This is a genomic window from Proteus vulgaris (assembly GCF_033708015.1).
GTDB lineage: Bacteria > Pseudomonadota > Gammaproteobacteria > Enterobacterales > Enterobacteriaceae > Proteus.
The window spans coordinates 2,555,737-2,570,715 of sequence record NZ_CP137920.1 but is presented as its reverse complement, the minus strand read 5'-3'; the positions used below and the strand labels follow the sequence as shown (position 1 = coordinate 2,570,715).

Below are 14,979 nucleotides of genomic sequence, written 5' to 3'. Positions count from 1 at the left end.
TAATGTTAAATATTGTCTTGGATCAAGTTCGTACTGGGTATGTGGTAAACCACAATAGGTGCCGTCTCCAGTAATTTTTACAATGCACTTATAACAAAACACATACTTTTTAATTTCTATTTCCTTCACTCATAGTGAGATTGTGTTATTGAGTGATGCTGGAGACAAATATGGATCTTGGAAAACGAAAATTTTTACAACAATTAGGGGTCCTTACTGCGGGTGCTTCACTGGTTCCTTTAGCTGAAGCCGGCATTAAATTATCACCTGAGCGTCGTGAGGGCTCAGAAGATAAACGCTACGGAATGCTGATTGATTTACGCCGTTGTGTAGGATGCCAGTCCTGCACAGTAAGCTGTAATATTGAAAATCAGACACCTCAAGGACAATTTAGGACGACAGTAAACCAATATCAGGTTGCTATCAAGGGGCAAGAAGGGATAACCAACGTCTTACTACCTAGATTGTGTAACCACTGTGATGAACCTCCTTGTGTACCTGTTTGCCCTGTTCAAGCAACTTTCCAGCGTAAAGACGGTATTGTCGTTGTTGATAATGAACGTTGTGTTGGCTGTGCTTATTGTGTTCAAGCATGTCCTTATGATGCACGTTTTATTAATCACTCAACACAAACCGCAGATAAATGCACTTTCTGTGCTCATCGCCTCGAAGTTGGATTACTGCCTGCGTGTGTTGAATCTTGTGTCGGTGGTGCGCGTATTATCGGCGATATGAAAGATCCTAATAGTACGATCAGCAAAATGCTGCATACACATGAAAAAGAGCTGAAAGTATTAAAACCAGAAAGCGGCACGTTGCCACAAGTTTTCTATCTTGGTCTCGATGATGCATTTGTACAACCGTTAGCTGGTCAAGGACAACCCGCATTATGGCAGCAGGAGGTTCACTCATGATCCCGCAAGTTTCTCAAATTCAAGAAGTGATCGCGATCCCTCAAGAATATTTTTGGTTACCTTGGGCTGTACAATATTTCTTCTTCATCGGTATTGCTTGTTGCGCAACACTTTATGCGTGTTGGCAATGCTGGAAAGGCAGTGCAGGTAATCAACGTTTAGAAGCGGTTGCTGTATTTATTGCAGTAACAGCCGGTATTACAGCCCCTCTAGCTTTAACCGCTGATTTACACCAAACAGCACGCGTGTGGCATTTTTATGCTTATCCAACACCGTGGTCATGGATGGCATGGGGCTCACTGTTATTGCCGTTATTCTCAGCATTTAGTCTACTTTACTTTGCAGCGATGGTCGTTCGCTTAGTATGGAAGCGTGAATATAAATTAACGCGTTGGGTAGCATTAGCATGTTCATTAACGGCGATTGGTTTGCTGTTATATACAGGTCGCGAAGCCTCTATCTTAAAAGCAAGACCTGTGTTGTATACCTACTGGTTACCAATACTACTGTTCTTTAGTGCAATGCAAGTACTCCCAACATTACTTGCATTAGGAACACGTCGTGAGCCTGTACATCAGCGTGAATTAGCTATGTGGTTTGTGAGTTCACTCATGTTATTAGCAGTCTGTACGGGCTTTTGGGTTGCTGGCGATACAATTTCAGGCCAGGCAATTAGAGAACAATTAGCAATGGGAAGTCTTGGCTGGTGGAGTGCCATTGGTGTTATCGCACTATGGGGTATCTCTGTCGCGATGGGACTTTTGATGGCAAAACAAGCACGCTCGGTTGCGTTTATTACCATCATGGCATTTGTATCAATGGGACTTGCGTGGGTATTACGCTGGTTGATGTTGATAGGTGCTCAATATATTCCTAAATATAACATAATTACAAACCCTTATGAATTTCCGCTAGGTAATGATGGATTGATGGGAATTATCGGTACATTTGGATTGTGGATAGCGTTAATCATTTTATTTAGAGAAAGTATTCGTTGGGTTGTCAGGAGAGTACAGCATGGCTAAGTTTACAAGACGTCAATGGCTTAAAGGTGGATTAGTTATCGGTGGTATTGCCGCATTTGCTGCCAGTTACCGTGATGTTGCTAAACGTGCCATAGATGGTTTAGTTGATGGCACATCAGGCAAAGTCACACTGGATCGGATCAACGGAAATTCTTTATTACCTGAAGGCAAAGTTGTAAAAGACGCAAAATGGCAACCGAATACTGATCAAGCTGTTTGTATGACGCAATGTTTTGGGTGCTGGACACAATGCGGTGTTCGTGCCCGTGTTGATAGAGCAAATAATAAAGTATTACGTATTGCTGGTAATCCTTATCACCCACTTTCTCATGATCATCATTTTAGCTATAACATGCCAATTAAAGAGGCATTTGGAAAAATGGGAGGAGAGAGTGGTTTAGAAAACCGCTCTACGGCTTGTGCTCGTGGTGCAACCATGATGGAAAGCCTTGATAGTCCAACTCGTATTCTTGAACCAATGAAACGTGTGGGTAAACGCGGTGAAGGGAAATGGAAACGCATTAGTTTTGAGCAGTTGATCCAAGAAGTTGTTGAAGGTGGTGATCTTTTTGGTGAAGGTCATGTTGATGGTTTGCGAGCCATTCGCGATTTAGACACGTTAATCGATCCAAAGCAGCCATCTTTAGGCCCTAAAGCGAATCAATTACTGGTGACAAATGCCGGTGATGATGGTCGTGATACGTTTATTCGTCGCTTTGCTCAAAACGCATTTGGTAGTAAAAACTTTGGTGCTCATGGTTCTTATTGTGGATTGGCGTACCGTGCTGGCTCGGGTGCGTTAATGAATGATTTAGATAAAAATGCTCACGTTAAGCCAGACTGGGATCATGTTGAATTTGCTCTGTTCTTAGGAACCTCGCCAGCACAATCAGGTAACCCATTTAAGCGTCAAGGTCGTCAGTTAGCTAATGCACGAATTCGTGACTCGTTTAATTATGTGGTTGTTGCTCCTGCTTTGCCTTTAACAACGACATTAGCTAACGATCATGGGCATTGGGTTCCGGTTCAACCAGGAACGGATGCTGCTTTAGTGATGGGAATGATCCGCTGGATCATTGAAAACAATCGCTACAATGCAGAATATTTGTCAGTACCGAGCGAAGTTTCAATGAAAAATGTGGGTGAGAAGAGCTGGACGAATGCAACTCACCTTGTGATCTGTGATGAAAAACATCCACTGTCAGGACAAATGCTGACTACTGCACATTTGAATGATGTTGCTGAGGGGGAAGAAGTCAACTTGGTTCTCTCACTTGATGGTGAATTAACACCAGCAACAAAAGTTGATCGTGCTGAATTGTTTGCAACACATAAAATTACATTAAAAACAGGTGTTGAAGTTACCGTAAAATCGAGCTTCCAATTACTCGATGAAGCCGCTAAACGTATGACACTGGCAGAATATAGTGAGCGCTGTAAAGTACCCGAAACAACAATTGTTGCATTAGGTCGTGAATTTACTGCTTATGGTCGAAAAGCCGCGGTGATCTCTCATGGCGGGATGATGAGTGGTAATGGTTTTTATACAGCGTGGAGCGTCATTATGCTTAATGCGCTCATTGGTAACTTAAACCTTAAAGGTGGCGTTTCTGTTGGCGGCGGTAAGTTTAATGGTGCAACTGATGGTCCATGTTACAAAATGGATAGCTTTAAAGGTAAAGTTAAACCAAAAGGTATGGTGTTATCACGCAGTAAAGTCGCCTATGAAAAATCTGATGAGTACCGTGAGCGTGTAGAGAAAGGGGGATCTCCATACCCAGCAAAAGCACCTTGGTATCCATTTGCTGCGGGACAATTAACCGAACAGCTAGGCTCTGCATTAGCAGGTTATCCTTATTCATTAAAAGCATGGATAACGAATATGACCAATCCTGTGTATGGGATTGCGGGTATTCGTCAAGTGATGGAAGAACGCTTGAAAGATCCGAAGCATCTCCCCTTGATTATTGGTATTGATGCTTTTATGAATGAGACAACAGCGCTGGCAGATTATATTGTTCCAGATACGCATAACTTTGAAAGCTGGGGATTTAGTGCGCCTTGGTCTGGCGTTCAAACTAAAGCGAGCACAGCGCGTTGGCCGATTATTGAACCTCGTGTTGCAAAAACAGCAGAGGGGCAGCCCATTTCAATGGAAACATTCTGTATCGCTGTTGCCAAAGCTTTAGATTTACCTGGTTTTGGTGAGAAAGCAATTGAAGACATGGAAGGTAATTTCTATCCCATCAATAGTGCAGAAGACTATTATTTACGAGTTGCCGCCAATATGGCATTTATGGGTGAGAAACCGGTTGCCCCCGCAACTCATGAAGATATTTTATTGAGTGGTGTAGATCGTATTTTACCAACGATAACGTCAACGTTAAAAAATGACGAAGTTCTTCAGGTTGCATATATCTATACACGAGGCGGTCGTTTTGCTCCTTATGACAAAGCATGGAATGGTGATGAAACGGGTCCACAGTGGAAAAAACCATTACAGATTTGGAATGAACAAGTCGCGAAGAATCATCATGCAATAACGGGTGAACGTTATAGTGGTTGCCCGACTTATTATCCACCACGTTTATCAGATGGCAGTGATATTCATCAGCACTATCCTGAAGAGCAGTGGCCACTAAAATTAATGTCCTTTAAGTCTCATGTGGTGAGTAGTTCAACAGGTATGATCCAGCGTTTAAGAATGGTCAAACCGAGTAATTTAGTCGCAATTAATCCCCAGGATGGTAAAAAATGGGGTGTTAATCATGGTGATAAAGTTCGCATTGTTACACCAGGTGGACAAGTTGAAGCAGAGATTAGTTTACTCGATGGCGTCATGCCGGGCGTTTTAGCGATTGAACATGGTTATGGGCATAAAGAGTTAGGCTCTCGTCAGCATTACTTAGATGAACAACCATTACCGATGGATAAAGGTATTGGCAGTGGTATCAACCTTAATGATTTAGGGTTTGCTGATCCAACACGTCAAATCACTAATACATGGTTAGATTGGGTATCAGGTGCATCTGTTCGTCAAGGTTTACCTGCTAAAATTGAGCGTATAGCTTAATTATCAATTTTATATTTTAATAATCACTTCACTCTTTATTAAAAAAAGAGTGAAGTGATTGCACAACAAGTAAGTTTTATTTTCTCTTTTATAAGATAGAGCTATATCAGTTTAATTATTTTAATATCACATGTATCCTACATACATAATATTATTATAAGTTTAAGGTGGTTAACACGCTTATTAGCTACCTAAATTACAGTGAGTAATAATGGGAATTGGACTCCTTTTTTCTTTTTTATTTATAATCGGAATGTTATAGGGTTATTTCTCATATATGTATTTTAAAATATTATATATGAAAAATAATTCAATTCGATTTTTTACATTAATCTTTTCGGTAATATGTCTTTTGTGTGAATATACTGTACTATTGCTAATAGACAATTTTTTAGCAATTTGATGATTAGGGATTTCATCCATCCAATAATTAATGATTTTTTGTTCTTGTGAACTAAAAATAGAACATAATGAATGCTTATAGGTAGGAAAGAAAACTTGGCACCGAGAAGTGAACAAAGATGTTTTTTCAAGCACCCAAGGAAGTATCTTTTTGGGAAGGATAAAACAGTTATTTGTCAATGCGATAGGTCTTTCTTTGTCAGGGTAGTTAGCATCGATGTAAAGATAAAGGCGACAGCTTTTTGTTGAAATAAAGAAAAGTTGTAAATGTGGACAATGCGCTATTTCGCGACAATATTTTGTGAGATCAATAAATATAATATCTGGCATTGAATAATTAATATAATTATTGGCTTCTTGTATAGATGATATGTCAATTATTTCATGTCTTACATTTTTCTTCGAAAAATAATGTTTTATACCATTACGAGTAAAAAAACATTCGTCAATAATTAATACTTTCACAAATAACTTCCTTGTTTGTAGCCGTTTTAATTTATTAAAATAAAGATAACCTTATTTTATGTCAATTCGGCTTATATGTTTTTTTTTTGAAGATATATCGAATAAAATAATTATGATTATTTTTCCATTAAATAGGCGTTCATTTATTAGTATGACTAATTATTTTTATGCAGTAATCGTGGGTTTATATGGATATAATTAATATGTGATGGTGGATCATAGAAAAATAAAATGAGAACAGGAGTACCAAGTACTCCTGCTTTGCGTTCTCTATCTTTTCTAAATCTTTGTATCAATGCTTGGTGTTGTCTGAAACAGAATCTTCAGATGATTCAATTTTATCAATACCTGCTTGAAGAATATGAATCAACTGTTTAGCTATGTCTGTTGTGAGCCAAAGTGTCTTATCTACAACTGCGTTTTCTGGATGATGTTCGTTTTCAGGAAGATAATGTAAACGTAACATCATGGCATCGTAGATGTCAACGGTACTGATGTCCCAGCCTACAACAGGATGTGTCTGAATAACTTCGTTTTTTCTACTCATAATACCTCCTAATCATACAACCGGTTTTGACTAAGAGAGAAGCATCCACATAAAGTGGTTACTTTTCAGTATACGAGATTTATCGTGATAAAAAAGATAAATTTTTATTATAACAAAAAATGTGTGCTGACTCTGATAAAAGAGTAATGCACCATTCACAGTCGAACAAATGTTATATGGTGCATTTTAGATAAATATCAAGGGGAAGAATTAATTAACAGAGATATCCCAATGAATATTTTCGTTTGCTAAGAAGGGAATAAGTGCTTCATTACCACAAAGGATTTGCGCAGGGGCTTCGATAGTTTTTTCAGTTAATGTGATGGTTCCTTCATTAACAGGTAAACCATAGAAACGAGGACCATTTAGAGAACAGAAGGCTTCAAAGTGTTGTAATGCATTGAGTTCTTTAAAGACGGTTGCATAGGCTGCCAGTGCAGTTGGTGCATTAAATACGCCAGCACAACCACAAGAGGATTCTTTGCGGTGTTGTAAGTGAGGTGCGGAATCAGTGCCTAAGAAAAAGCGAGAATTTCCTGATGCAACCGCGTCTCTTAAAGCCTCTTGGTGAACATTACGTTTAAGAATAGGTAAGCAATATAGGTGAGGTTTAACACCACCCACCAGCATATGATTACGGTTAAACATTAAATGTTGCGGTGTAATGGTGGCACCGAGAAATTCATTTCCTTCTAATACATACTGAGCAGCTTCTTTAGTTGTAATGTGTTCAAAAACAATCTTTAGCTCAGGAAATTGCTTGCGTACAGGAGACATAACGCTATCAATGAAACGTGCTTCTCTATCAAAAATATCAATACTTGAAGCAGTCACTTCGCCGTGGATCAGTAATGGCATACCAATTTTTTCCATCACACTTAAGATAGGGTAAATCTTTGTGATATCGGATACACCATGACTTGAGTTAGTTGTTGCATTTGCTGGATAGAGTTTACAAGCAGTAAAAACACCTTGTAAGAAACCTTGTTCGACTTCTGAAGGCAGTGTGCTATCTGTTAAATAACAGGTCATTAAGGGTTCGAAGTTGTCTCCAGCAGGAATAGCGGCTTTGATACGATCACGGTAAGTACGAGCCGCTTCAATCGTTGTAACGGGTGGAACAAGATTTGGCATGACAATAGCTCTGCCAAAATAGCGACTAGTATAAGGAACAACGGTTTTTAGCATGTCATCATCACGAAAGTGAACATGCCAATCATCAGGACGGCGAATAGTGAGGGGGATAGGTTGTGCAGTGGTCATATACCGGCTCCGTGTGTCTTAGGAAAATCGAAAGATCAAGGATTGGATTGGACTGGATAGTCAAGCCGGAAATGAATGCTAATACGAAAACGATTAAATAGCTACCTTTTAATCACTTTTTTTATTATGTTTTTGGAATTGTGTAAGGTAAAACAGAGAATAAAATCAAAAGGTTATGAGGGTGACACAAAAGAAATGGCTCCTCCAACTGGACTCGAACCAGTGACATACGGATTAACAGTCCGCCGTTCTACCGACTGAACTATGGAGGAACATCATTAAGTGGCACGTATCATATAGCGGGGGATTTGATATGTCAAAGGGCAATCGACGATATTTGTTTAAGTGCATAGATAATCAACATATTGCGCATTTCTAAAACAGATAACCTAATAATGAGTTAATGTGCATTTTTAACGAGTTGTTTTTCATACTGAATACAGAAAATAAAACTAAAAATAAAGCGATAACGTATTTCAGACAAGACTAGGATCTGAAAAAGAAAATGGATAGAAAATAAGGACGGTATTGGCAATAGAAAGGGCAGAATGTAAAAAGCCCGCACAATAATAGTGCGGGCTTTTCTAAATTTGGCTCCTCCAACTGGACTTGAACCAGTGACATACGGATTAACAGTCCGCCGTTCTACCGACTGAACTATGGAGGAAGCGAGTTCTCGTGAGAACGGAAAGGATAATATCGAGGGTGATGAACTTTGTAAAGTAAAAAAAGTGAAATAATAGTTTAAGTGGTTAAAAAATAACTAATTTATAGTTTTTAAATCAAATAAGGTGGTTTTGAGTTTAAAAAACGCTAGGTAGAACCGTATTGATTGGAATGATTTTATAAAAAGACATTCTTTTATTGATGACTTTGAGCTAACACGAAATTGATATAGAAGATGCATAAGATCGATATGCAAAAAGAAATAAATAAGAAAATAGAGGAACAAAAATAGTGGATGAATAGAAAGCAAAAAGCCCGCACAATGATAGTGCGGGCTTTTCTAAATTTGGCTCCTCCAACTGGACTCGAACCAGTGACATACGGATTAACAGTCCGCCGTTCTACCGACTGAACTATGGAGGAAGTGAGTTCTCGTGAGAACGAGGCGAATAATAGCTATCCTCGCTCACCTTGTAAAGTAAAAAAATGAAAAAAATAACTGTTTGTTCAAGAGTGCATCAGATTGTTTCTTTTTTGATAAAAATGTATAAAAAATAAATGGTTATCAGTAGAAATAATATTCGAAATAACATTTTTACTTGATGAACCGTGTCTTATATTGGCAAGAAAAGATAAGGCTTTTTTTAAAAGAAAGTTTTTCATACTGTTTAGTAATACAATCTGATAAATTCAAAGACTAATTAAAGATCCAGAGATGATGGATACTACGAAATTATCAGTACCAATGGTATTCGCGTTTGAGCAATTTAAAAAAACACTTCTTCTATATACAAAAGATAAAGAGGGGGGATGGGATACAACGGTTTCTGGTTTAGCGTTATGCCGATATACTTCTATGACAGAACCAGAAGGCTGGGTGTATGAGCCAAGCTTAGCTATTGCTGCGCAAGGTGCAAAGCAGATAACGATAGGGCTAGAGACAAATTGCTATCGCCCTATGAATATGCTTTTAACATCATCAGAAATACCGACTTTTGCTAAAGTTTGTGAAGCGTCAAAAGAAACCCCTTTTTTAGCGATATTGCTAAAATTAGACCTCGCGCTATTACCTGAACTGCTCGCTGAAAATAAGTTTGAATTACTACAAGAAAATAACAAAATTCGGGCTCAACAAATTGTTCAAGCAACCGAGCCAATCTTACAAGCTGTAACAAGGCTTATAAAACTCATTGATACACCCGAAGATGCCCCTTTTATTGCTCCGTTGATCCAAAAAGAGATCCTTTATTACTTATTACGATCAAATGATGGTGCGCGTCAGCAATTATTAGCATCACAACATCCTCAGTGTCGGCAAATTAGTCATGCTCTTGATTGGATTAAACAACATTATCGCAAAACAATTCGGATTGAAGCTCTCACAACATTAGTGGGTATGAGCACCTCTTCATTTCATTTTCACTTTAAAAATCGAACTGGCATGACGCCGTTGCAATATCAAAAATGGTTACGACTGAATGAAGCGAGAAGGATCATGTTGATTGAAATGAGTGATGTTTCTGAAGCGGCATTTATTGTCGGTTATGAAAGTCCATCACAGTTTAGTCGTGAATATCAGCGATTATTTGGATTATCGCCCTTAAAAGATATTCAACGCTTAAAAGCATCAGGATCAGAAAGCATATCTTTGGATTATTAGGCAAGAATAATGGAGAAATGAGTTAAGCTAGCAATAGATAATTACGTTACAGTCAGCTTATCAACTATGTGTATGCAAAGGAGTTTAGAAGTGACTAATGTTTTTATTATTAATGCAGCAAAAGCGTTTGATGGTTCTGAAGGGAAGCTTAACGACCATTTAACGCAAGTTGCCACAGAGTTGTTGTCTTCGTATCAGATAAATGTGCAATCAACACGCATTGATGATGGTTATGATAATAACGAAGAAGTTGATAAATACTTATGGGCTGATGTCATCATTTATCAAATGCCAGCATGGTGGATGGAAGGTCCTTGGATCTTAAAAAAATACATTGATGATGTATTTAGTGCTGGATACGGCAAAATGTATATTGATGATGGCCGTACACGAAAAGATCCGTTGAAAAAATATGGTTCAGGTGGGTTACTACAAGGTAAAAAGTATCTTCTTTCTGTCACTTGGAATGCACCTGTTGGATCTTTTGAAGAACAAGAACAGTTCTTTGAAGGAAAAGGTATTGATGCTGTCTATTTCCCATTCCATAAAGCGAACCAGTTTTTAGGTATGGAAGGTTTAAAAACATTCGGAATGTTTGATGTGGTAAAACAACCGCAAATTGAACAAGATGTTGAGGCGTATAAACAACATTTAAAACACGAAATTGTTGGAATAGTGGGTTAGCTATTTATCTTGCTAGATATCGATTATCGCTCTATTAATCAATAAAGGTAGCGATCTAGATTGGATTTTAGGCCGCTAATTTAGATGATAAGAACACAGAAAACAAAAAGCCCGCACTTAAATAGTGCAGGCTCTTTTAAATTTGGCTCCTCCAACTGGACTCGAACCAGTGACATACGGATTAACAGTCCGCCGTTCTACCGACTGAACTATGGAGGAAGCGAGTTCTCTTGAGAACGAGGCGCATAATAACGATGATATATCAGAGTGTCAACGTTAAAAGTGGATAAAATATCTGTTTGATTGGTTTATCGCCAAAGTGGCTAAATAATAGAAGTAATTCTCCGTGTTTTTGTGTGTAACACGGAGAATTACTTAGGCTTGAGGGGATAGTTGTGATGCTGAAATGGATTGTTGAACGGGATCAAATGCCATTAAATACACATCGTAAAAATGAATTTCTTGTTTTTTATTGATGATCTCGCGAATGTCTTTTTTTATTTGTTGAGATATTGCAGGGTGCTGATAGATCTCATTGATGGCTTCATCAGAGAGTTTTTCAAAGGTATACCATTCACCGTTATAGCAAACCCTTAAATCGAGAACACCAATATCTTCAAATTTATAGATAGGTTTTATATCAAATAACAAGATACCTGCCATAACTAAGAACATCACAGTAAAGAGAACGAGCGAGATAACACCAAAGTAAGGTGAATAAATTAATAATGCAGCAAGTAATACATAAGAGAGAACCATGCTGATGCATAACCAAATATGATTTTTTAAAAACTGACTATTAAGATGGGGTTTCCCGTCTCTTTTTTCTGCTTTATTGATCCGATCTAAATCACGCTCTAAGATTTCTTTTAATACATTCATTGTAAACACCTTAAGAGATGAATGTTGCAAACTTGTTTCTTATTACTAGATTATCACGGGGACAAGAAAAGCGGGTAGAACAGTTTTTTTTAATTCTGGTATTAACTGTTATTGTTAGGCTGTTAGGAATATTCTTAGTTGTTGTTAATAATAGAGATAAAATATCAAATAAATTTTATGCTCAGTGATAAAAATAGAGGAAGAATTGTATTTTTAATGTGCAATTTGCATTTTTTTAATCTTTAGACGCATAAAACTATTGCTATTAAACTTGTCTCATGCGTTAATGAGTAAGGCCTCAATACAGACCTGATTTATGATTGACATTCTAAGTTAATGAGTTTTAAACAGCATCGCTTTTTGACCGTTTTCTTCATGTGTGCCCATAAGTTATAGGTAGTTCAGGCCAGTAGATGCCGAGAAGGCAACGTTTTATTGATATATAGGAAAGTCACATGTCTGACAAAATGAAAGGTCAAGTTAAGTGGTTCAACGAGTCTAAAGGCTTTGGTTTTATTACTCCAGCAGACGGAAGCAAAGACGTATTCGTTCACTTTTCTGCCATTCAAGGTAACGGTTTCAAAACTCTGGCTGAAGGTCAGAACGTAGAATTCACAATTGAAAACGGTGCAAAAGGTCCAGCAGCTGCTAACGTAACAGCTCTGTAATTTAAAGCCTTTTAAAAATTTTCTCAAGCCTGTCACCTTATGGTGGCAGGCTTTTTCTTTATGGGTAAAATAAAGAAAAAGAGAATGATAATATTTATCAGGAGTGAAAATGCAGGTTAATGATAACGTTGTTGTGAAAACAGATGGTAGTGATGATCGTGAAGGGACTATCCTACTTATTGAAGAATTTAATGAAGGTATAATGTATTTAGTATCACTTCCTGAATATCCAAAAGGCATTTGGTTTTTTAATGAAAAAGAGGGCGGTGAAGGAACATTTGTTAGACCAATACAGCAAAAGTGACTGACGTTTAGATACTGTTCATTTACATTTTTAAATCAATTTCTTATACTTTTGCCAATTTTAGTTAAGAGGAAACACCTATGGATACACAAAGTTGTAGGTTAATGATAAACCCATTAACAGAGAATAATGTTATTCAAAATAACAGGTAAGCTGTTTTCTTCACTAAAACTGCTTACCATCTTGGTGGGCAGTGCGTTGTAATATTCTTTTCTTATATATTCCTATTTGCACATCCCTAAATGATTTCCCTTATACCGCTAAAACAAGCAGGGTAATTTCATGTGCTATATTTTTTTCTCTTTGTTTCCTCCACCTAACCTGATGAATTAATTTCAATATTCTTAATTATCAGAGCAAAATTTTCATATCGATTTTAATCATCATGTGGAGGAAAGAAACATGACGATGACGCCTTATATTTTAAATCTCGTGATTGCAATGTGTCTGGGTGCTTTGATTGGTGCCGAACGTCAATGGCGACAACGAATGGCTGGTTTAAGAACAAATGCATTAGTTGCAACCGGCGCGGCTGTTTTTATTTTAAGTTCAATAGAAACTTCCCCAGATAGCCCTGGCCGGATCGCGGCTCAAGTTGTCTCAGGTATTGGATTTCTGGGTGCGGGTGTGATCATGCGTGAAGGAATGAATATACGTGGACTTAATACAGCCGCAACACTCTGGTGTTCAGCAGCAATTGGCGTGTTATGTGGCTTAGGTTTATATCAATTGGCGACCATAGCAACACTTCTTATTCTTTGTGCAAATATTTTGCTACGAGAAGCTGCTCAGCGGATCAATGCTCAGCCACAACATCAAGCAATAGATCTTGAGCAACGTTACTCAATACGAATTATTTGTCATGAAGAAGATGAAGTTTTAGTAAGAACACTCATTTTACAAGCCATAAATGGATTACATGTTCGATTACAGTCTTTAAGCAGTGCTGATACATTGATGCCTAGTCAGTTGGAGGTTTGTGCAGAATTACTGGCAACACCTGTTGAACAAAAGGAGATAGAAGCGATTGTGTGTAGAGTCAGTTTAGAAAAGAGTGTCAGTGCAATTAATTGGAAGATAGCAGCAGAGCATCCCGTTTAACAGATCTTTTTTAAGGCAATATCTTTCTACTTGAGGCTCCTTATATTGTATAAGGAGCTTCTTTTATCATATCGATACTAAAAACAATGACAAATGATAGAGTTATTTCAAAAAAGAATATAGGTATTAATAAAAGTTATAAAGAATATAACGTTGCAATTTGTAAATAATAGACCTGTCATATTTAATCTGTTATGTGGCTGATTATGTTTATTCGCACCAGTCACATGCTTTGGTACGATCTTAGCAAACTCTACATTTTTACCTCTCAAACCTCACATTATTTAGAGCATTAACATAATACCTAATTCTAAAACTAATACCTTTAATGAGATGAATGAGATCTTAGTCATGTGTTACGTATTATTACTGATATATAAAAATAAAGTATTTTATTTATGTAATTATTATTATTGTAACTATTACTTTACGGAATGAAAAACAGAAAAATGTATTCAAAAACTAATTAAAATACGCAATAGGGTGGAATATATTCATTTTCGTTTTAATAAAAACAAACATTTTTGCCTAAATTGATTAATGTACAATTATTTGAATTGTGGTTAACCCGTATATAATGAGTTGTGAATGAAAAAGGTTGGATAGCATACAGAGATATTTGGCGTGATTTCTCATCTTTATTAATCGTTCGTTTTAAGAAGATTTGATTTATCTCCATTTATTTTGTTTTAACAAGTCGGAAAAACAAAAATCAAGTAAGCGATTACAACCCATAGTTTACTTATTAAATGAGGTACTTAGGAGTATTGTAGGACAAAAAGTCGTTATTAAGGGGCTTAATGCAGTATAGAATTCGGGAGAGAAAATGATGTTTTCCATTGATTATATTGGATTTTTTTTTAATACCTAAATTATACTCTCAAATTATTTCAATGTATTTGGCGAAAATTTTATCAATATATTCGCTCGTATTTAATTTAAGTATGATTTTTTGAGTAATATTTTTAATTTAATCAAATTAGACTCTTAAAAAATGAGGAAGAATTCAGGAAAACAGTGAGTTTAGACTGCTAAAGTAAAGCTGATGAATTGCAGTGGTATGATGTTTGTAATCACTCATCATTGATGAATAAAATTTTTTTGAAAAATTATAGAATTTTTTGTAAATGGCATGTAGAGAAAATGATACCAATAAGTAATCTTATAATAAGAGTAGAAAAAACACACCGTTCTTTCCATTCGATAAAATAATAATTTCAAAATTATATTGTTTATAACTTTGTCAAGGATGTAAATCTTACTTATTACACAAGGAGAATTATCTTAGTGTGAAATAGGTGAGTCATTGGTATTTACTGCAAGAA

12 protein-coding genes and 4 tRNA genes are annotated in these 14,979 nt (G+C 36.9%); 8 read left to right on the top strand and 8 right to left on the bottom strand.

The genetic code is table 11. The features are described from left to right. Positions 1-170: 170 nt before the first annotated feature. Genes ttrB through ttrA form a run of 3 tightly spaced genes read left to right on the top strand, consistent with a single transcriptional unit; the run spans position 171 to position 5,012 of the window. The gene (gene ttrB, locus SB028_RS12230; protein WP_069367443.1) at positions 171-914 is read left to right on the top strand and encodes a tetrathionate reductase subunit TtrB; all 744 of its coding nucleotides are present in this window, start codon (positions 171-173) and stop codon (positions 912-914) included. Next, positions 911-1,939: a tetrathionate reductase subunit TtrC gene (gene ttrC, locus SB028_RS12225; protein WP_069367444.1), complete on the top strand. Its 1,029-nt coding sequence runs from the start codon at positions 911-913 to the stop codon at positions 1,937-1,939. The genes ttrB and ttrC overlap by 4 nt, the downstream gene beginning before the upstream one ends. After that, positions 1,932-5,012: a tetrathionate reductase subunit TtrA gene (gene ttrA, locus SB028_RS12220; protein ID WP_069367445.1), complete on the top strand. Its 3,081-nt coding sequence runs from the start codon at positions 1,932-1,934 to the stop codon at positions 5,010-5,012. Before ttrC ends, ttrA begins: the two co-directional genes overlap by 8 nt. A 264-nt stretch (positions 5,013-5,276) precedes the next feature. Here ttrA and SB028_RS12215 read toward each other — a convergent pair whose 3' ends face one another. From SB028_RS12215 to SB028_RS12190, 6 genes are all read right to left on the bottom strand, one after another. Then, entirely contained in the window at positions 5,277-5,879 is a 603-nt protein-coding gene (locus tag SB028_RS12215; RefSeq protein ID WP_069367446.1) for a LuxR C-terminal-related transcriptional regulator, read from the bottom strand. A 292-nt stretch (positions 5,880-6,171) separates the two neighbouring features. Further along, the gene (gene bssS, locus SB028_RS12210; protein ID WP_064720401.1) at positions 6,172-6,426 is read right to left on the bottom strand and encodes a biofilm formation regulator BssS; all 255 of its coding nucleotides are present in this window, start codon (positions 6,424-6,426) and stop codon (positions 6,172-6,174) included. Between the two features lie 210 nt (positions 6,427-6,636). Next, a complete protein-coding gene (gene pyrC / locus SB028_RS12205; RefSeq protein ID WP_069367447.1) occupies positions 6,637-7,689 on the bottom strand; it encodes a dihydroorotase in 1,053 nt (350 codons plus the stop codon). A 196-nt stretch (positions 7,690-7,885) separates the two neighbouring features. Continuing rightward, positions 7,886-7,961 (bottom strand) — tRNA-Asn (locus SB028_RS12200). 319 nt (positions 7,962-8,280) lie between these two features. After that, positions 8,281-8,356: transfer RNA gene (locus SB028_RS12195), tRNA-Asn, on the bottom strand. A 346-nt stretch (positions 8,357-8,702) separates the two neighbouring features. Then, a tRNA-Asn gene (locus SB028_RS12190) sits at positions 8,703-8,778 on the bottom strand. 292 nt (positions 8,779-9,070) lie between these two features. Here SB028_RS12190 and SB028_RS12185 point away from each other — a divergent pair. Both SB028_RS12185 and SB028_RS12180 read left to right on the top strand, forming a co-directional pair. Beyond that, positions 9,071-10,015: an AraC family transcriptional regulator gene (locus tag SB028_RS12185; protein WP_260665128.1), complete on the top strand. Its 945-nt coding sequence runs from the start codon at positions 9,071-9,073 to the stop codon at positions 10,013-10,015. Positions 10,016-10,105: 90 nt separating this feature from the next. Continuing rightward, positions 10,106-10,699, top strand: coding sequence for an NAD(P)H-dependent oxidoreductase (locus tag SB028_RS12180; protein WP_069367448.1), 594 nt, complete (start codon positions 10,106-10,108; stop codon positions 10,697-10,699). 143 nt (positions 10,700-10,842) lie between these two features. Here SB028_RS12180 and SB028_RS12175 read toward each other — a convergent pair. Together SB028_RS12175 and SB028_RS12170 are read right to left on the bottom strand one after the other, a co-directional pair. Then, positions 10,843-10,918 (bottom strand) — tRNA-Asn (locus tag SB028_RS12175). Between the two features lie 156 nt (positions 10,919-11,074). Further along, positions 11,075-11,581, bottom strand: coding sequence for a YlaC family protein (locus tag SB028_RS12170; protein WP_069367449.1), 507 nt, complete (start codon positions 11,579-11,581; stop codon positions 11,075-11,077). Between the two features lie 455 nt (positions 11,582-12,036). Here SB028_RS12170 and cspE point away from each other — a divergent pair, with 455 nt between their 5' ends. The 3 genes from cspE to SB028_RS12155 all read left to right on the top strand — a co-directional run bounded on the left by cspE (position 12,037) and on the right by SB028_RS12155 (position 13,654). Beyond that, a complete protein-coding gene (gene cspE, locus SB028_RS12165) occupies positions 12,037-12,249 on the top strand; it encodes a transcription antiterminator/RNA stability regulator CspE (RefSeq protein WP_004243573.1) in 213 nt (70 codons plus the stop codon). A gap of 109 nt (positions 12,250-12,358) precedes the next feature. After that, a complete protein-coding gene (dsrB, locus tag SB028_RS12160) occupies positions 12,359-12,553 on the top strand; it encodes a protein DsrB (RefSeq protein WP_069367450.1) in 195 nt (64 codons plus the stop codon). Positions 12,554-12,955: 402 nt separating this feature from the next. Next, entirely contained in the window at positions 12,956-13,654 is a 699-nt protein-coding gene (locus SB028_RS12155; RefSeq protein ID WP_069367451.1) for an MgtC family protein, read from the top strand. The last annotated feature ends 1,325 nt before the right edge of the window (positions 13,655-14,979 follow it).

Excerpts from the sequence above, each read along its gene's own strand:
- ttrB (WP_069367443.1), top strand. The coding sequence starts at position 171 with ATGGATCTTGGAAAACGAAAATTTTTACAACAATTAGGGGTCCTTACT.
- ttrC (WP_069367444.1), top strand. The coding sequence starts at position 911 with ATGATCCCGCAAGTTTCTCAAATTCAAGAAGTGATCGCGATCCCTCAA.
- ttrA (WP_069367445.1), top strand. The coding sequence starts at position 1,932 with ATGGCTAAGTTTACAAGACGTCAATGGCTTAAAGGTGGATTAGTTATC.
- bssS (WP_064720401.1), bottom strand. The coding sequence starts at position 6,426 with ATGAGTAGAAAAAACGAAGTTATTCAGACACATCCTGTTGTAGGCTGG.
- pyrC (WP_069367447.1), bottom strand. The coding sequence starts at position 7,689 with ATGACCACTGCACAACCTATCCCCCTCACTATTCGCCGTCCTGATGAT.
- SB028_RS12185 (WP_260665128.1), top strand. The coding sequence starts at position 9,071 with ATGATGGATACTACGAAATTATCAGTACCAATGGTATTCGCGTTTGAG.
- SB028_RS12170 (WP_069367449.1), bottom strand. The coding sequence starts at position 11,581 with ATGAATGTATTAAAAGAAATCTTAGAGCGTGATTTAGATCGGATCAAT.
- cspE (WP_004243573.1), top strand. The coding sequence starts at position 12,037 with ATGTCTGACAAAATGAAAGGTCAAGTTAAGTGGTTCAACGAGTCTAAA.
- dsrB (WP_069367450.1), top strand. The coding sequence starts at position 12,359 with ATGCAGGTTAATGATAACGTTGTTGTGAAAACAGATGGTAGTGATGAT.
- SB028_RS12155 (WP_069367451.1), top strand. The coding sequence starts at position 12,956 with ATGACGATGACGCCTTATATTTTAAATCTCGTGATTGCAATGTGTCTG.